This window comes from Arthrobacter sp. TMN-49 (genome assembly GCF_054511095.1).
In genome coordinates this window covers 20,380-37,930 of record NZ_JBTNDH010000020.1, presented here as the reverse complement: position 1 = coordinate 37,930, position 17,551 = coordinate 20,380, and the positions used below count along the sequence as shown (strand labels likewise).

The window sequence follows — 17,551 nt, the reverse complement described above, 5'->3', positions numbered from 1 at the left end:
GGCCGCTCAGAGGCCCAGTTCAGCCAGGGCTGGCAACGCGGCCCTGACCAGTTCGCGCGCCTCGGCTGCGGAGGCAGCGGCGACTGCCCGCTCGGCCAGCTGGCGGGCTTCGGGCATGGTGACAGTGCGCAGGACTGCACTGACGGCGGGGATGGCGCGTGCCGTCATGGAAAGGCTGCTGACGCCAAGCCCCGCCAGTACGACGGCGAGGGCCGGATCAGCGGCTGCCTCACCACACACCCCCACCGGTTTGGGCGCCGAATCCTCGGTGGCCAAGGCGGCCGAGTGCTTGGCCTGGGCCATGGCGCCGTTGACGGTTGCCTGCACCAGCGCCAGCACTGCCGGCTGCCAGGGGTCGTTCAATGTTGCCAAGGGGCCCAGTTGCCTGTCGGCTGCCATGGCGTATTGCGTGAGGTCGTTGGTGCCGAGGCTGGCAAATTCAACCCGATCCAGCAGGTGGCGGGAGGTCAGGGCTGCTGAGGGGACCTCAACCATGACGCCGGGTGTTTGCAGCCCGGCGGCGGTGCACAGGGCGGCGAAGTCGGCGGCTTCGGCGGGCGTTGAAATCATGGGAGCCATCACCCACACGACTGCCGCAGATTGTTGCGCAGCGTCAGCAATGGCTGCCAGCTGGCGGGCCAAGACACCGGGTGTTGTGCTGTCTGTCCGGTATCCGCGAACACCCAATGCCGGGTTGGGTTCGGTGGAATCGGTGAGGAACGGCAGGGGCTTGTCGGCGCCGGCATCAAGGGTGCGGACCACCACTTTTGCGCCCGGGAAGGCGTCAAAAACGCCCTTATAGGCGGCGACTTGTTCGTCATGACCGGGTTCGGTGTCATGGCCCAGGAAGCAGAACTCGGTGCGTAAAAGACCCACACCCTGCGCATTCGCGGCGGCAGCCGCCTGCGCCTCCTTGGCGCCGCCCACATTCGCCAGCAGTGCCAGTGCAGTGCCGTCGGCAAGGCGTCCGGTACCGTCAAAAACGCTCAGCAGGGTGGCCTGTTCCGTCCACTTTTGCGCTGCAGCAGCTTCCTCCTGGCCGGGGTTGGTGGTGATGGTCCCTGCGGCGCCGTCAACAAATACCTGCTCGCCGTCCGTCAGTTCCGTCACCCCGCGTGCGGCAACCACTGCCGGCAGCCCCAGGCTGCGGGCAATGATGGCTGTGTGCGATTGCGGACCGCCGCCGGCGGTAACCAGGGCAATGACCTTCGCGGGGTCAAGGGTAGCCGTGTCTGCCGGAGCGAGATCATGGGCGACAAGGATGAAGGGAACCGGCGAATCTGGAATTTCCGGGGCAGGCACGCCGCGCAGGGCGGCAACAATGCGGGAGCGGACATCGAGGACATCGTGGGACCGTTCAGCCATGTACCCGCCCAGGCTGATGAGCATGGCGGCAACATCATCCCCGGCGTCCCAGATGGCCCGCTCGGCGGACAGGCCGGTGTTGATGAGCTTGATGGCGGCCTTGATCAACATGGGGTCCGTCGCCATCAAGGCCGTCGCCTCCAACACTGCCTTGCCGTCGCCGGTGGCCCGGGCTGCGCGCTCCTGCAAGGCCGCCTTGACGCTTGCACCGGCCTCCTTGAGCGTGGCAGCGGCGGTCTCGGCCGACGTCGAACTTTCCAACTTTTCGCCTGTGGGAGGTGCGCTCAAGGCAGGGGGCATGATCCGTACGGGACCCACCACGCGCCCGGGGGTGACACCGACGCCAACATAGCTTTGCATAAGGCTTCCTTTGAAAGTCATTGCCGGCGCCTAGCTGGACTGGCCGACGAGTTGCGTTGTGGCCACACTATCAACGGGCTTGCGGACGGCCCAGCGTTTGAGCCCCACGACGGCGAATGCCGAAATGACCGTGCCCACCGCGATGGACAGTGCGAACATGCCCAGATTGCCGATGGCGAAGAAGACGAAGAAGCCACCGTGCGGGGCCTGTGAGGTCACGTGGAATCCCATGGTCATGGCACCTGTGACGGCGCCGCCGAGCATTGCTGCCGGGATGACGCGCAGGGGATCAGCCGCCGCGAACGGGATGGCGCCTTCGGAGATGAACGACGCGCCCAGCAGCCATGCGGCCTTGCCATTTTCACGCTCGGCCAGGGAGAAACGCTTCTTGTCGATCACTGTGGCCAGGGCCATGGCCAGCGGGGGAACCATGCCAGCGGCCATGACTGTCGCCATGATTTCCCACGGAGCCTGGTTGGCAATGCTGCCCGCGCCCAAACCGGCCACGGCGAACGCATACGCCACCTTGTTGACGGGGCCACCCAAATCGAAGCACATCATAAGTCCAAGGATGATGCCCAGCACCACGGCGGACGCCCCGGTCATGCCCATCAACCACGTGTTCAGGCCGTCGGTCAGCGCGGCGATGGGTGCGCCCAGGAACAGGAGCATGGCGCCGGAGGCAATGATGGAACCGAGCAGCGGGATGATGACAACGGGCATGAGCCCGCGCAACCAGCGCGGCACCTTCCAACTGCTGATCCAGTATGCGGCGAGCCCGGCCAGGATGCCGCCGACCAAGCCGCCGAGGAATCCTGCGTCCATGAACACGGCAATGGCGCCAGCGGTGAATCCGGGCGCAAGACCCGGCCTGTCGGCGATGCCGAAGGCTATGTAACCGGCCAGCACCGGGATGAGGAAGGCCATGGAGAGCTTTCCGATCATGAAGGCCACCGCACCCAGGTACGCCCCGAGCGGACCCATGGCGTGCTGCGGATACTCGGTGGGCAGGTTGCCGAGGCTGTTGGTCGCGAGGATCTTGTCGGCAACATTGGGAATCTCATAGCCGCCCAACAAGAAGCCGAGGGCAATGAGCAGCCCGCCACCGGCCACAAACGGGATCATGTAGCTGACACCCGTGAGCAGAACCTTCTTGATCTTGGTGCCCAGGTGCTCGCCGGAGGACTCGGCCCTTTGATCGGCGGCTTCCTCGGTGCCAAAGTGCGGCACCTTGTGCGCGTTCGGATCCGTGACGGCCGCAAGGGCCTCCTGAATCATCTTGGCCGGCTCATCAATGCCGCGCTTCACGGGCGCGTTGATCACCGGTTTCCCGGCAAAACGCTCCTTGCCGCGAACATCCACATCCACGGCAAAGATCACGGCGTCCGCTGCGGCTATGACGGCCGGATCCAGTGGAGTCACAGCGCCCGAACCCTGCGTTTCAACCTGCAGCTCAACGCCAGCTTCCTGGGCGGCCAGGACCAAGGAATCGGCCGCCATGTATGTGTGCGCAATGCCTGTGGGGCACGCAGTCACGGCAACGAGGCGCAGCGGGCGAGGGGCCGCTGTCCCGGCTTCACCGGGGGCGGGTGCTGCCGCAGATGCGGTGGTTGCCGCTGCCTTGGGCTTGTCGGCCAGTGCCTCGGCGACGAGGGCGACGATTTCGGCAGGTGTTGCCGCCGCACGCAGGGCAGCCGTGAAGTCCTTTTTGATGAGGGAACGGGCCAGTTTGGAGAGCAGTTTCAGGTGCGCGTTGTCTGCACCTGCGGGAGCTGCGATGAAGAAAATAATGTCAGCCGGGCCATCTTTGGCACCGAAATCTACTGCCGGGTTCAGCCGTGCCATGGCCAGCGTTGGCTCCAGGACGGCCTCGGAACGGCAATGCGGGATGGCAATACCGCCGGGAACGCCTGTGGCAGTTTTTTGTTCGCGGGCCAAGGCGTCGGCGAACAAGCCTTCAACGCCGGAGGCGCGCCCGGTTGCTGTAACGAGTTCGGCAAGGTGGCGGATAACGTCTGTGGTGTCCGTGCCCAGATTGGCGTCAAGGAGCACCAGTTCGGTATTGATAAGAGTTGTCATGTCAGATCTCTTCGACTGAGGCCAGAGCCGTCACTGTGACGGCGGCGGGGGTGGTTTGTGCAAGGGCCGGAACCATGGTTCCGGGGAGAGAAGCTGCGGCCGCCCCATGGGCCACTGCTTGCTGCAAGCAGCCTTGGGCGGTGTCCCCGCGCAAGGTGCTCAGCAGATATCCGGCAAGGGCACTATCGCCGGCACCGACTGTACTTTTTGCTGCAATGGCTGGGCCACGCCCATGCCAACTGCCTTTTTGAGTGACCAAAACAGCGCCCCTTGAGCCAAGGGTGGCAAGAACTGCACCAACTCCCGTGCGGACCAGTTTCAATGCAGTGCTTGCGGCCAGGGCAGGATCCGATTCCAGTGCTGGGCCGTTGAACGTGCCTGTCAGCTCGGCAAGCTCCTCACCATTAGGTTTGATGAGATCCGGGGCGCTGCGCAGGCATTCACGCAGGGGTGCGCCGGAGGAATCAACAGCAATCCTTGGGGCAGTGGTTCCGTACGCCGCACGCACCGCATCGATGACGTGGGCGTAAAAATCGACTGGCACCCCCGGCGGGAGTGAGCCAGCCAGCACAAGCCAGCTGGCGCCGTCGGACTTTTCAACCGTGAGCTCCAGCAGCTCCGCAACCTGCGCGGGTGTGAGGGTGGGGCCGGGCTCGTTGACCTTGGTGGTGGTCCCGTCGGGTTCGGTGATGGCCACGTTGCTGCGCAGCGCCGCGCCGATGGGCAGAGTGATGTGCGGGATGTCTTCCACGGACAGGGCCCGGACGACGGCGTCGTCCGGGTCCCCGGGCAGCAGGGCCAGCGCCTTGATGCCCGAGGCGGACAAGGCCCGGACAATGTTCACCCCTTTGCCGCCGGGGTGCTGCGAGGCCGATACCGCACGCTGAACCTCGCCGCGTTCCAGCGCAGTGTTCAGTTCAATGGTCCGGTCAAGGCTGGGGTTCGGTGTCACGGTGAGGATCATGCGATCACCACGTCAACGCCGGCGGCGGCCAAGGCGGCGGCCAGCTCGTGGGATGGTTCGGAGGTGGTGATCAAGGTATCAATCTCCTCGAGGGTTGCAAAGCGAACAAGTGTTTCGGCTCCGAGTTTGGAGGCGTCGGCCAGGACAACAACTTGGCGCGCCGCCCTGACCATGGCCGTCTTGGTGGCCGCCTCAACGGGGTCGGGGGTGCTCAGGCCAAAGTCGGCGTGGATACCGTTGGTGCCGATGAAGGCGATATCGGGGCGCAGCGCACTCAACTGCTCGGTGGCGCGGGCACCAACTACTGCGCTGGTCAGGCCCCTGACGCGTCCGCCCACAACGTCCAGCAGGAGGTGCGTATTGGTGCTCAAGGAGGCGGCCGTGGGCAGGGAATTGGTGATGATCAGCAGTTCATCCCCTGCGTTGACAGGCGTCCAGTCACTCAGCCTCTCCGCGAGGGCGGCAGTGGTGGTGCCGGAGTCGAGTAGCACCGAGGCGGTGGGTGCGTGGGGAATCAGGGCCATGGCGGCAGAGGCTATGCGCTGTTTCTCGTCCAACCGTTGGGTTTGGCGTTCAGTCAGGCTCAGTTCCGAGCGGGTGAGTCGGTCAAGGGCCACGGCACCACCATGGACGCGGCGCAACTGGCCCGCTTCCTCCAGGGCGGCAAGGTCACGGCGCACAGTTTCCTGGGTGATGGAGAACAGTTCCGCCAGCTCATTGACGCCGACCCGGGCCTGGGCACTGACGAGCTCGACGATCTTCTGGTGCCGTTCCTCCGCAAACATGCCGATTCCTTCTTCTAAAGACGTCCCGTGGTGTGCGTGACGCGCATCACGATGTTGTTTCACATGACTTTATCTGTGTTTATCTTTGCTTGTCAAGAACTTTCCCACATAAACACAGAAATTCGGGGGGGCTGGGGGGCTGGGCCGGTGTGCAGTTAGGCCCAAGGTGCACCCTGAAACTCCGTGACAGTCAGTAGTCTTGGGCCATGGAAAACCTCTTGTGGTCGCGCCCCGAGCAGGAGCGCGCCAGCACGCCCTTGCTGCTGATGCTGCATGGCTATGGATCGGATGGGACCCGCATGGGCGAGTTGTTCAACCAGCTGCCGGATGGTTTCACGTGTGTGGCGCCCCGGGCCCCACTGGATATTTCCGGCGACTATGGCTGGTTCCTGCTGGACTACTTTCTGGCCAATGATTTCGCTGAAGTAGTGGGTTCCGCCACTGCCGTCCTGAGCTGGCTGGACACAGTCATGGCCAAATACACGTTCAGTTCTGTATCACTGTTGGGCTTCTCGCAAGGCATGGCCATGGCGACCACTTTGATGCGGCTGCGCCCGGAGATGTTCACGGCGGGTGTGGGTCTTTCCGGGTTTGTGTTGCACAACGAGTTGCTCGCCGCCCTGGAACCGCTGACCACACGGATCCCCTTCTATTGGGGCCATGACCCTGCGGACCTTGTCATCAACCCGGATGCCACGGCCTTCACAGCAGGCTGGCTTGCCGCGAACACAGATCTCAGCGACGCCGTTTATGACGGGCTGGGACACACCATCAGTGCCGTGGAAATGAGCGATGTGGCAGCTTTTCTCACGGGACACGTGCGGGGTTCGTACGTGCCCCGCCCCTAGCGCCCCGGGGACCCAAAGCGGGTGGATCCGTGCAAAACAACATGTCCCAGGGGTGAACGTCTGGGCCGTTGTCAGTTTGGGCGACTACCCTTGAGACAAAGACACGGCAGGGGATTCGATGGCACGCAAGGACAATAATCACGCAGGGCTGGCACCCTCACTTGGCTTCACCCGGTCGGCCGGCAGGCCCAATCCGGCGGTGGAAATTGCTGCGGGCGCCGCTTTTGATGACAGTGGCCACCCCAAACCTGCGGTTCACAGCATGTTGCTCAAGGCCGTGGAGGTTCAGCGCCCGCTGGTCATGGCGAATCTGCGCCGGCTTCGCAAGCGTCATCCGCACGCCACCGCCTTCGAGTTGAGCCAGCGTCTGGAGCGCGATTTTCTCTCCGGTGTGGGAACAGGCGGCGCGGCCATTGGGGCCACTGCCATCATCCCCGGTGTGGGAACAGTTGCCGCACTGTCCATCTCTGCTGCCGCCACAGTGGTTTTTCTGGAGGCCACTGCCCTGTACGCCCAATCCATTGCCGAGCTCCATGGTGTTCGGCTGCAAGACCCGGAAGCCGCGCAAGTCACAGTCATGGCCATTATTTTGGGGGACGAAGGCATTGCCATGCTGCAGGGGCTGACGGGGCACGCGCTGGGCAACGGGAAAACGCCCATGCAAGCGTGGGGGAAAACAGTCACCAAGAGCATTCCGCTGGCCGCCGTCAAGAGCATCGTCGCACCGATGCAGAAGAAGTTCTTGCGGAAGATGGCCATCAAGGGCAGCGCCTCTGTGGTGGGCAAGGCCCTGCCGTTTGGTATTGGCGCAGTTGTTGGCGGGGTGGGAAATTACATGATGGGCCGTGCCGTCATCGCCTCAGCCCAGCGCGCGTTTGGTCCGCCACCCATGATGATCCCGCCCGAACTGCTGGCCGAACTCGACGCCGCACGCAAAGCACCCAAGGCGCCCAAACCCCCGAAGGCACCCAAGGCGCCCAAAATCAAGGGGCCGAAACCGCCGAGATAGCGGTCACTGGACAGATAATGCCGCCTTGAATTTTCAAAGCGGCATTATCTGTCCAGTGACGGTGCCAAACTTAGCCGAACACCAGGGTGGCAATCGTGAAGATCGCCACACCGGCCAGGGACCCCACAACTGTGCCGTTGATGCGGATGAACTGCAGGTCCTTGCCGACTTGCAGCTCAATCTTCTGGCTTGTCTCCACGGCATCCCAACGCCCCACGGTGTCGGTGATCAGGGACGTGATCTCGTGCTTGTAGGTGCCCACCAGGTAGGCGGCCGCGTCGGCTATCCACTTGTTGGCTTTGGCGGCCAGCTCTGGATCGTTGACGAGTTTGCTGCCAAAGTCCTGCACGGCTGCGGTGAATTTGAGGCGTAGTGCGGAGTTGGGGTCTTCCACGGCCTCGGTCAGTGCGGACTTGATGGTGGCCCAGGTGCGACTGGCCAATTCCCGAACCTCCGGGTCGCCAAGGACCTGACTCTTAATGGCCTCCGCCTTGGCAATCATAGCCGGGTCGTGTTGCAACTCTTGGGCCAGTTCCTTGAGATATTCATCGAGTTTCAGGCGTACCTCATGCTGCGGATCGTCCTGGACGGCGCGGGCGAACTTGTAGATTTCGGTGTAGATCTTGTCCCCCACCAGGCCGTCAACAAATTGTGGGACCCAGCTAGGGGACCTGTCGGCAACCAGTCCGCTGATGGTGGTGTGATTGGCCCGGATCCAAGTGGTGGAGCGGTCAACCAGCAGATCCACAAGGGCATGGTGGTGGCCGTCGGCAAAGATTCTCTCGGCCAATTTACCAATGGGCGGACCCCACGGCGGCTCGAGCACGTGCTTGCGGACCATGGCCTCGATGACGTCCTGAACGTCGTCGTCCTTAAGAACTGCCATGGCGCCGCGAATGGCCGCCGAACCCTCGGTGGCCACGCGTTGGGCGCTTTCCGGTTTAGCCAGCCACGTCCCCACCTTCTGGGCGATCTCGGTGTTCGCCAGCCTTTCCGAGACAACAGCCTCGGACAGGAAATTTGTTTCCACAAAGTCGGCCAGTGACGCGCCAATCTCGTCCTTGCGGTTGGGGATGATGGCAGTATGCGGGATCTTGATGCCCATGGGGTATTTGAACAGTGCAGTGACGGCGAACCAGTCAGCGAGTGCGCCCACCATGCCACCCTCGGCGGCGGCACGAACGTACGTCAGCCACGGGTATTGGTGTTGGAAGGCAAAAGCGAAGCAGAAGACAACAGCCATGAACAGCAAGAGTCCTAGGGCAATGCTCTTCATCCGCCGCAACGCAGCGGCCTTTTCAGCGTCGCGATTGAATGCAGTTGTAGAAGATGCCGAGCCTAGCTGTTGTGTTTGCGCCATAAAGTAAGCGTAGCGTGGTGCCATGACCGTTCAGATCTTCGCCCACCGCGGTTCTAGCGCCCACTACGCTGAGCACACGCGTGCCGCCTATTTACAAGCGCTGGCCGACGGTGCTGACGGTGTTGAATGCGATCTGCACCGCAGTGCTGACGGGGCCGTGGTGCTGCTGCATGACGACACCGTGGACCGCACCTCCAACGGCACAGGTCACGTGGGAGAGCTGACGCTTGCCCAGTTGCGGGCTCTGGATTTTTCCAGCTGGCATGGCGCCGCGATCCCACCCGCCTACGGTTCGGTGGCCACGCAACTGTTGACGCTGCCCGAACTCCTGGACATCCTTGCCGGGGCGGGCAGGCCCGTGGAATTGGCCATCGAATTCAAGTACGGCCGCGTCTTTGACCCCCAATTGGTGGACGCCACACTGGCAGCATTGGTCCTGCACGGCTGGGTGCAGGAGACCTCGTGCGCCGGATCCATCAGCGTTTCCTTCATGAGCTTTCACCCCGACGCCGTGAAGTATTTGGCGCAGAAAGTCAGTGCCGGGCAGCTGTGTCAACTTCTGGAGGAAGTGGCAGTTGAGAATGTGCGCGAGGAACTGGAGGTGGGCCCCATCGTGGGCCACACCTTGGCGTTTGTGCTGCGCCGGGCCATGGCGGAAGCTGAACAATTAGTGGACGACGGCGTGGCTCGGCTCGCCGGGCCCGGCCTGGAGTACCTGCGAGCCCACCCGGGCAATGCCGCAAGATGGCTCGCGGCCGGGCGGACGCTGCGGGTGTGGACGGTAGATAGCGCCGAGGACCTGCGGCAGTGCCTGGACGCGCAGGTGGTTCAGGTGATAAGCAACAAGCCCGCGGAGATCCGTTTCATATTGGACAGCTTCGCCACTTCTTAGCTGATGCTCCGCCGGATGTGATTGCATGGAGTCATGGCATCGCGAATTGAAGATTATGCACTCCTCTCTGACCTGCACACAGGCGCCCTGCTAAGCCGGGATGGGAGCATCGACTGGCTCTGTTTCCCCCGCTTTGATTCACCGGCGGTGTTCACGGCGCTGCTGGGGACGGCCGACCACGGCCGTTGGCACTTGGCGCCCGCACACCCGGAGGCGGCCGTGGAAAAACGGGCCTACCTGGGCCGGACGTTTGTGCTTGAGACTCTGTGGCGTACGCCCACGGGCACAGCCAAGGTCACCGAATTCATGCCCGTGGGGGACCGGAGGGCTTCGATCGTGCGCCGCATTGACGGCTTGAGCGGCGAGGTTGAGTTTAACCAGGAAATCACTGTTCGCCTGGGCTACGGCAAGGTGCTGCCATGGGTGCACCGTGTGGGTCAGGACGACGGCACTGAGGTGATTGTTGCCGTGGCTGGACCGGACGCCCTGGTGCTTCGCGGGGATGAACTGCCCCAGGCCAGCGAACATCAACACAGCGGCCACTTCACCGTCAGGGCTGCCGAGCGGGTAGAGCAGGAACTGTGCTGGTACCAATCGCACAGGTCCATCCCCAAGGCTATCGACACCGATCTTGCCCTCCAACAAACTTGTGCCTATTGGGAAGACTGGGCCGCGAGGTACAACCAGGATGGAAAGTATTCCGCCATTGTTGAGCGTTCCCTGCTGGTGCTGCGGGCCCTGACGCATGAGGACACAGGTGGCATTGTGGCCGCACCCACCACGTCACTGCCCGAGGACTTTGGCGGCGCACGGAACTGGGACTACAGGTTCTGCTGGTTGCGGGATGCGGCGTTGACGCTTGAGGCGATGCTGACTCATGGCTACGCCGATGAGGCGCTGCGGTGGCGTGACTGGCTGTTGCGCGCCGTGGCAGGCAACCCGGAAGACCTGCAAATCATGTACGGGCTATCCGGGGAACGGGACCTCGGCGAGAGCGAACTAGGCCACCTGCCGGGCTATGAGGGGGCTCTTCCCGTCCGGATTGGCAACGGCGCCGTGGGCCAATACCAGGCGGATGTGGTTGGCGAAGTGTTGGTGGCACTGGAAAAGTTGCGGCTGGCAGGCGGGCACGAAGACCACTTCTCCTGGCCGTTGCAACAAGCAATGCTGGGTTTCATCGAAAAACACTTGGAAGCCAAAGACCACGGCATTTGGGAAATGCGTGGCGAATTGCTGCACTTCACGCATTCTCGGGTCATGATGTGGGCTGCCTTTGACTGCGCCGTGCGTGGGGTTCGCAACCACGGTTTGTCGGGCCCGGTGGAAAGTTGGGAGGCCACGCGGGATTTGCTGCGGGTAGAAATCTTGGCCTACGGCTTCAACCGCGAACTGAACAGCTTCACCCAGACGTACGGCGGAACAACCACCGATGCGTCACTGCTGGTCATTCCGCAGGTCGGATTCGTCGCCTACGATTCCCCGGAAATGCTGGGCACGGTGGCGGCCATGGAAAACGAGCTGGTGGGGGAGCGTGGGTTGATTCTGCGCTACCGCACCGACTCCGGCGTCGACGGGCTCGAGCCCGGGGAGCACCCGTTCCTGGCCTGTTCGTTCTGGCTGGTTGAACAGTACGCGCACACGGGGCGCCGGCGCGAGGCTGTGGCGTTGATGGATACTTTGGTGGGCCTGGCCAATGAGCTGGGGCTGCTCAGTGAGGAATACGATCTTGATCAGGACAGAATGGCCGGGAACTTCCCGCAAGCGTTCTCCCATTTGGCACTGGTCCGGGCGGCCGATGCCTTGCACGGGACGGAGGCGCTGAGCCTGGCCACGGATGCACTACCCATTGTCCGCGTGGTGGACGGGAAAGCGGTATGGCCCAAACGGCAAGACAGCATGGACGCATGAAGCCTAGAGACGTCAGTGCCTGGGTACTTGCCGGCCTATTAGGGGCAAGTGCTGTGAACCACGTTCGCAATCCCGAGTTTTACTACCCCGTGGTTCCGCCGTTCCTGTGCACGGATAAGACCGGTGCTCGCGGCGTCATGACGCGCCACCAGTGGGTGCTGGCGTCGGCTGTCCCGGAGGCCCTGGCCGCCGTTGGCCTGGTGCACCCGGCAACCCGCAAGGCGGCAGGGACGGCAACGGCGCTGATGTTGGCCGGGTTCACCGCCGGTCACGTCTCGGCGCTGCGCCGGGCCTGTGGCCCGGCCGGTACCAGCGCGGCCCGCCGCGTCCATGCGGTGCGTCTGCCGCTCCAGCTGCCACTTATTGCCTGGGCGTGGAGTATGCGCCGCTCATGAGGCTTGTTGATTCACCGGCGGCCAAGGTGGGCGCCTCGATAGCCATCGCCACGGGACTGTACGGGGTGTCCTTTGGTGCGCTTTCGGTGGCTTCCGGTCTGTCCTTTTGGCAGACGATGGTGTTGAGTCTGTTGCTGTTTAGCGGCGGTTCCCAGTTCGCGTTCATAGGCGTGGTTGCCGGTGGCGGCTCCGGGGTGGCTGCCATGAGCGCTTCGGCGCTGTTGGGCGTTCGCAACGGCATTTACGGCATGCAGATCAATGCGCTGTTGCGCCCCACGGGGTGGCGACGTTTTGTGGCGGCCCACGTCACGATTGACGAATCCACTGCCACAGCAACTGGCCAAACGGATCCTGACGAACAAAAACGCGGCTTCTGGGTTGCCGGACTTGGCGTTTTTGTTCTGTGGAACATCATGACAGCCGTGGGTGCTTATCTTGGCGGTGCGTTGGGAGACCCCAAGCAGTGGGGGCTCGACGGCGCAGCAGTGGCGGCGTTCCTGGGCCTGCTGTGGCCGCGCATCAGGGCGTTGCAGCCGGCCGCGATAGCCATAGTGTGCGCCCTGGCGACGCTGCTGGCTATTCCATTCGTGCCAGCAGGTGTGCCCATTTTGGTGGCAGCCGTGACGGCCGGGCTGATTGGCTGGTTCCGACCGGCCCCCGATCCCGGCCACGACAACGACGGGATGGAACCGGATATTGACCCCTACGCGACCCACAACCGCCGCGAGACGCGGCACGGGAACCCTATCGGGAAGAGGGAAAAGCCATGAGCTTATGGTTTTGGTTGCTGGTCTCAGTGGTGCTGGCGTATGCCACAAAACTTGTGGGGTACCTGGTTCCGGCGAAAGTGTTGGACAGCCCGAGGATCTCGCATTTGGCCGGCACCTTGACCATTGGGCTGTTGGCCTCGCTCACTGTGGTCAACGCGGCCGCCAGCGGAACAAATGTGGTTCTTGACGCCCGGGTGGGTGCCTTGGTGGCGGCAGCGGTTGCGCTCTGGTTCAAGGCACCCTTTTTGGTGGTGGTCATCGCCGGCGCAGGCGCCGCCGCCGCGCTACGGCTGCTGGGGTGGCCCTGAGCCGTACGGGGGCTGCTGGCTGAACTGCTGGCCGAACTGGGCGCCACCGTACTGTGTCGGGGCGTACGGTGGCTGTCCGTAGGGCGCTTGGCCGTACTGCTGCTGGTACATGATCTGCTCGGGAGTCCGGTAGGCCGGGCCCAGGTATTTCGCCTGCCCGTAGGAGAGCATTGAAGCAAAGACTACCGGGACAAAGATTAATCCAACCGTGTACGCCACGTCCTTGCCGAAGGACTTGGCCAGGTCATTGAACGTGAGGACCGACCAGTAGATTCCGGCGTAGGGAATGAACTGCAGCCAAAAATTTGATTCCGGGCGGCCGGCAATCTTGACCATGACCCAGGTGTTGTAAAAGGGCACAAAGGCGGCCCATTTTGGGTGACCGGCCTTGCCGAACAGGCCAGCCCAGGCGAAGCCGCTGGCCAACCAGATGCCCAAGACCAACAGGGCATAAAGGCCAAACACCAAGGCAATTATTCCCAGGGCGGCAGCCGGATCCATGGCGGAATCGCTGTTGTAGGAGTAGTCGTACGGATCCGGCGAGGGTGCCTGTGGCAGGGCAAGGAGAGCGGAAAGCATACCGGAAACTTTATCCGCCCGCAGGGGCAGGACCCAATGGGCAGAACTACCCATAATAGAAGCTGACTGAACACGTAAAAGCTACAAGAGGAGACTTTCATGATCGTGGCATTTTCGGTGGCGCCCAGTGGCACCCCAACAAACGCTCCCGCGGGAACTGGCGACGACGCCTCAGTCCACACAGCAGTGGCGGCGGCTGTGAAAGTGGTCCGGGAATCCGGACTGCCCAACCACACCAGCTCCATGTTCACCGAGATTGAGGGTGAGTGGGATGAAGTCATGGATGTGGTGAAACGCGCAACCGAGGCAGTGGGCCGCTACGGATCACGTGTTTCCCTGGTCCTCAAGGCAGACATCCGCCCCGGCCACACCGGCGAGCTCAGCGGAAAGGTGGCCCGGCTCGAAGGCGCGCTGGACACCATGGGTGAGTGACCGGCGTCGCGCCTTCCCCTAGCTTTGACCCCGGGTATCCCGGGCGAACCCTTTTGCGAGCCGCCAAAGCGGCCTACGCTGGGGTCATGATGGAGCATCGCAGCCGTCCGGGATGGGTCGACGTTGAGAAGTACTTGGCCGCCACGCTGGTCCATGGCGGACCTGAGTTTGACGCCGTCATTGACAGCACTGACGAGGCGGGGATGCCGCGGATCGAGGTGGCGCCCACGGCCGGGAAGCTGCTGATGCTGCTGGCCCGCATTCAAGGTGCAAAACGTGTGCTGGAAATTGGTACTTTGGCGGGGTTTAGTACTCTCTGGCTGGCGCGGGCGCTGCCCGACGACGGCCACCTCACCACCTGTGAGTACCTGCCCGAGCATGCCCAGGTGGCGCAGAAGAACATCGACCTGGCCGGTTTCGGGGCCAAGGTGGAGATTCGGGTGGGGGCCGCCCTGGCAACCCTGCCCACGCTGCTGGGCGGGGAACCTTACGACTTTGTGTTCATTGATGCGGACAAGGGCAACAATGTGCAGTATCTGCAGTGGGCGCTGAAACTGACCCGCCCCGGTGCTGTGATTGTGCTGGATAACGTGATCTGGGAGGGTGCCATCCTGGATCCGGGCGCCGACCCCGAGGCGGCAGCAATTCGGGCGTCGCTGGAATTCTTGGGTGCCAGCGATTTGCTTGACGCAACGGCCATTCAAACGGCCGGCTCCAAGGGTTGGGACGGGTTCGCGATCGCCGTGGTGCGCTAGGGCTGGACTACGCTGGGAGGCGTGACTATTTTGCTGCGTCCTTCTGCCTGCCACCGCGCCGAGACTCCCTGATGGGGCGCCAACGCACGCCCAAGAACGCCCCGCCTGAACCTGAAACGTTCCTCAAGGGTCCCGTGGCCGGGACGTTCACGACGGATACCGGCACGGCGGAGCTGATTCCCGACGGCGACAACCCAAACGGCTGGTTGCTGATGCTCAACGGCGTGCAAAGCTCACATGTGGATCTGGCGGATCCGCTGCGCCTGGATTTTGAATACATGCGCTGGATCATGGCGTTGGTGGAGGACCGCTGGGCGGCGGGGGAGAAGCTGCGCACCCTGAACTTGGGCGGCGCGGCCTGCTCCATGCCACGCTATTTGGTGGCGGCCTATCCGAATTCCCGCAATGTGGTGGTGGAGATTGATGGCAAACTGGCCAACTACGTTCGCGACTGGTTTGACCTGCCGCGGGCGCCTTTGCTGAAAATCCGTGTGGGCGAGGCCCGTGAGGTGACACAAACACTCACCGATGCCAGCCGTGAACTGATTATTCGTGACGTTTTTTCCGGCGCCAAGACTCCGCATACCCTGACAACGGCCGAGTTCACTGCGGCAGCCCACAGGGTACTTATTCCCGGTGGCGTATATGTTGTCAATTGCGGGGATTCACCCGCTTTGACCATTGCCCGTCGCGAGGCTGCCACCATAGGGGCGGCCTTCAAACACACGGTGATCATTGCCGATCCGCCCATGCTCAAGGGCCGCCGTTCGGGGAACATCATCATCGCCGGCAGCGACGCACCCCTGGGCGACGGCGCCGGCCTGGCCCGCGTCCTCCTTGGCGGTGCCATGCCGGCGCAACTTTGGGATGATGCCAAAGTCCGCCAATTCGGCCGCAGCGCAGTGGTGTTGACCGACGCCGTCGCCTCCTAGCCACGCGGAGAACGGCGGGCCCCTTGCTTGGGCACGGGGACTAGGCCACTGTGGCGGCGGCCACCACCAGGTTCAAGAAGAAACCGGGCACGATCTCGTACGTCGACGTCGCCAGCGGCGACTTGGCCCAGATCAGCACTGTGACTGCACCGACCAGCATGCCGGACAGTGCTCCCGTGGTGGTCAGCTCCAGTACAGGGACAAGACGACAATGGGTCCGAATGCGGCGCCGGTGCGCGTCTCAGCGGCGGGCGAGTGCCGCCGTCGTCCGCTCCGTGGAAGTTGTTTCATCCACGAGCACCGCGCGGTCCAGGCCCTTGCCGCGCACCCACAGTTTGAAGGCGATGACCAGCAGGACCAGCCAGATGCCGCCAACATAGAGGGCCACGCGGGTGTCGGGGTACATGCCCAACAGCACAATCACGCCCACCATGAACACGCCCGTCACAGCTGATGCGAGTGGCCAAAGGGGGACGGGGAAATCTGATGGGGGCAGTTTGCTTTGCGCAATTTCGCGTTTCATGGCGATGTGCGAGGCCAGGATCATGAGCCACACCCACACTGTGGCGAAGGTGGCTATTGAGGCGATGAGCAAGAAGACGTCTTCGGGGATGGTGGCGTTGAGAACCACGCCCACCAGAAGTACGCCCGTCATGAGAACAACCGTCATCCAGGGAACGCCCGAACGGGAGATCTTGCCGAAGACGGCGGGTGCGTGGCCTTGCTGTGACAGGCCGTAGAGGACCCGGCCCGAGCCAAAGATGTCGCTATTGATGGCTGAAAGGGCTGCCGTGATGACAACAGCGTTGAGGATATGTGCCGCCAGGGGGATGCCCAGGGAATCAAAAATTTGCACAAAGGGGCTGGTTTCGCCGGTGATGTCACTCCACGGGATCAGCGTCATGAGAACGCCGATTGTCAGCACATAAAACAGCAGGATACGTACCGGGACCGTGTTGACGGCTGCCGGAATCGATTTGGCCGGGTTGGCTGCCTCGCCGGCCGTCACGCCAATGGTTTCAATGCCGCCAAAGGCGAACATCACCACGGCGAACGCCGCCAACAGGCCCACCCAGCCGTTGGGCATGAAACCACCGTGATCCACAAGGTTGTTCAGGCCGGCAACCGTTTGGGCTCCCTCGAGCTTGAAGCCAAACACAATGATGGCCACGCCTCCTGCGATCATGGCAATAATCGCCGAGACCTTGATCAAGGAAAACCAAAACTCCAGCTCACCGAAGACTTTTACGCTGAGTAAGTTGATGGCTGCCAGGAAGAAAATGATGGCCAAAACCCAGATCCAGCGCGGGACCTCCTCGAACCAGAAGCCCATGTAAATGCTGAATGCCGTCACATCGGCAATGGCCACAATGGCCATCTCAAACACGTAGGTCCACCCCGTGATGAATCCGGCCAGTGGGCCCAAGTAGCGGCTGGCATACTGGCCGAAGGATCCTGAGACGGGGTGGCGCACGGCCAATTCACCCAAGGCTCGCATCACCATGAACACGGCAGCGCCGGCGATGATGTACGCCAAAAGCACCGCGGGGCCGGCCTTTTGAATGGCGCTGGAGGAGCCGTAGAACAATCCGGTGCCGATGGCTGAACCGAGCGCCATGAAACGGATGTGGCGGGCGTTCAAGCCGCGCTTGAGGACGGGTCCTTTGGTGTTCATGCGTGAGCTTTCTAACACAGTGAGCTGCCGCGGCAGGGGTGTCCTGCCTCACTAAAGGGGTGGGTAGTGGTGGCCGGCGTCACTTTAGGGGGTGATTTCATGCTAAAAGTGTCAAATCTGGCCCAAGAATCTGGG

17 protein-coding genes are annotated in these 17,551 nt (G+C 62.8%); 10 read left to right on the top strand and 7 right to left on the bottom strand.

From position 1 onward, the window contains the following. Window positions 1-6: 6 nt before the first annotated feature. Genes ACX80E_RS10855 through ACX80E_RS10840 form a run of 4 tightly spaced genes read right to left on the bottom strand, consistent with a single transcriptional unit; the run spans window position 7 to window position 5,553 of the window. Window positions 7-1,725: a phosphoenolpyruvate--protein phosphotransferase gene (locus tag ACX80E_RS10855; RefSeq protein WP_459301975.1), complete on the bottom strand. Its 1,719-nt coding sequence runs from the start codon at window positions 1,723-1,725 to the stop codon at window positions 7-9. Window positions 1,726-1,755: 30 nt separating this feature from the next. After that, on the bottom strand, window positions 1,756-3,804 hold the full coding sequence (locus ACX80E_RS10850) for a PTS fructose transporter subunit IIABC (RefSeq protein ID WP_459301944.1): 2,049 nt from the start codon (window positions 3,802-3,804) through the stop codon (window positions 1,756-1,758). 1 nt (window position 3,805) lies between these two features. Then, window positions 3,806-4,768, bottom strand: coding sequence for a 1-phosphofructokinase family hexose kinase (locus tag ACX80E_RS10845; protein WP_459301943.1), 963 nt, complete (start codon window positions 4,766-4,768; stop codon window positions 3,806-3,808). Then, window positions 4,765-5,553, bottom strand: coding sequence for a DeoR/GlpR family DNA-binding transcription regulator (locus ACX80E_RS10840; RefSeq protein WP_459301942.1), 789 nt, complete (start codon window positions 5,551-5,553; stop codon window positions 4,765-4,767). The genes ACX80E_RS10845 and ACX80E_RS10840 overlap by 4 nt, the downstream gene beginning before the upstream one ends. A gap of 206 nt (window positions 5,554-5,759) precedes the next feature. On the opposite strand from ACX80E_RS10840, the gene ACX80E_RS10835 reads away from it, so the two are divergent. Next, window positions 5,760-6,401 carry an alpha/beta hydrolase gene (locus ACX80E_RS10835; protein ID WP_459301941.1) on the top strand — a complete coding sequence of 214 codons (642 nt, stop codon included), beginning with the start codon at window positions 5,760-5,762 and terminating at the stop codon, window positions 6,399-6,401. A gap of 118 nt (window positions 6,402-6,519) precedes the next feature. Continuing rightward, window positions 6,520-7,410 carry a hypothetical protein gene (locus ACX80E_RS10830; protein WP_459301940.1) on the top strand — a complete coding sequence of 297 codons (891 nt, stop codon included), beginning with the start codon at window positions 6,520-6,522 and terminating at the stop codon, window positions 7,408-7,410. A 70-nt stretch (window positions 7,411-7,480) separates the two neighbouring features. Here ACX80E_RS10830 and ACX80E_RS10825 read toward each other — a convergent pair whose 3' ends face one another. Further along, window positions 7,481-8,770, bottom strand: coding sequence for a DUF445 domain-containing protein (locus ACX80E_RS10825; protein WP_459301939.1), 1,290 nt, complete (start codon window positions 8,768-8,770; stop codon window positions 7,481-7,483). A 22-nt stretch (window positions 8,771-8,792) separates the two neighbouring features. On the opposite strand from ACX80E_RS10825, the gene ACX80E_RS10820 reads away from it, so the two are divergent. Genes ACX80E_RS10820 through ACX80E_RS10800 form a run of 5 tightly spaced genes read left to right on the top strand, consistent with a single transcriptional unit; the run spans window position 8,793 to window position 13,043 of the window. After that, on the top strand, window positions 8,793-9,662 hold the full coding sequence (locus ACX80E_RS10820) for a glycerophosphodiester phosphodiesterase (RefSeq protein ID WP_459301938.1): 870 nt from the start codon (window positions 8,793-8,795) through the stop codon (window positions 9,660-9,662). A gap of 33 nt (window positions 9,663-9,695) precedes the next feature. Next, window positions 9,696-11,570: a glycoside hydrolase family 15 protein gene (locus tag ACX80E_RS10815; RefSeq protein WP_459301937.1), complete on the top strand. Its 1,875-nt coding sequence runs from the start codon at window positions 9,696-9,698 to the stop codon at window positions 11,568-11,570. Then, entirely contained in the window at window positions 11,567-11,965 is a 399-nt protein-coding gene (locus ACX80E_RS10810) for a DoxX family protein (RefSeq protein WP_459301936.1), read from the top strand. The genes ACX80E_RS10815 and ACX80E_RS10810 overlap by 4 nt, the downstream gene beginning before the upstream one ends. Next, window positions 11,962-12,735, top strand: coding sequence for an AzlC family ABC transporter permease (locus tag ACX80E_RS10805; RefSeq protein ID WP_459301935.1), 774 nt, complete (start codon window positions 11,962-11,964; stop codon window positions 12,733-12,735). Before ACX80E_RS10810 ends, ACX80E_RS10805 begins: the two co-directional genes overlap by 4 nt. Beyond that, window positions 12,732-13,043, top strand: coding sequence for an AzlD domain-containing protein (locus ACX80E_RS10800; RefSeq protein WP_459301934.1), 312 nt, complete (start codon window positions 12,732-12,734; stop codon window positions 13,041-13,043). Before ACX80E_RS10805 ends, ACX80E_RS10800 begins: the two co-directional genes overlap by 4 nt. On the opposite strand, the gene ACX80E_RS10795 is transcribed toward ACX80E_RS10800, so the two are convergent. Beyond that, window positions 13,020-13,622, bottom strand: a complete 603-nt coding sequence (locus ACX80E_RS10795; RefSeq protein ID WP_459301933.1) for a DUF5684 domain-containing protein — start codon at window positions 13,620-13,622, stop codon at window positions 13,020-13,022. The two genes, ACX80E_RS10800 and ACX80E_RS10795, sit on opposite strands and share 24 nt — an antisense overlap. Window positions 13,623-13,721: 99 nt before the next feature. Between ACX80E_RS10795 and ACX80E_RS10790 the strand changes: the two genes are divergently transcribed. The 3 genes from ACX80E_RS10790 to ACX80E_RS10780 all read left to right on the top strand — a co-directional run bounded on the left by ACX80E_RS10790 (window position 13,722) and on the right by ACX80E_RS10780 (window position 15,741). Next, window positions 13,722-14,054, top strand: coding sequence for a thiamine-binding protein (locus ACX80E_RS10790; RefSeq protein WP_459301932.1), 333 nt, complete (start codon window positions 13,722-13,724; stop codon window positions 14,052-14,054). An 86-nt stretch (window positions 14,055-14,140) separates the two neighbouring features. After that, a complete protein-coding gene (locus tag ACX80E_RS10785; RefSeq protein WP_459301930.1) occupies window positions 14,141-14,809 on the top strand; it encodes an O-methyltransferase in 669 nt (222 codons plus the stop codon). Window positions 14,810-14,880: 71 nt separating this feature from the next. Then, a complete protein-coding gene (locus ACX80E_RS10780; RefSeq protein WP_459301929.1) occupies window positions 14,881-15,741 on the top strand; it encodes a spermidine synthase in 861 nt (286 codons plus the stop codon). Window positions 15,742-15,982: 241 nt separating this feature from the next. Here the strand turns inward: ACX80E_RS10780 and ACX80E_RS10775 are convergent, their stop codons facing one another. Continuing rightward, window positions 15,983-17,416: an amino acid permease gene (locus ACX80E_RS10775; protein ID WP_459301928.1), complete on the bottom strand. Its 1,434-nt coding sequence runs from the start codon at window positions 17,414-17,416 to the stop codon at window positions 15,983-15,985. Window positions 17,417-17,551: the final 135 nt, after the last annotated feature.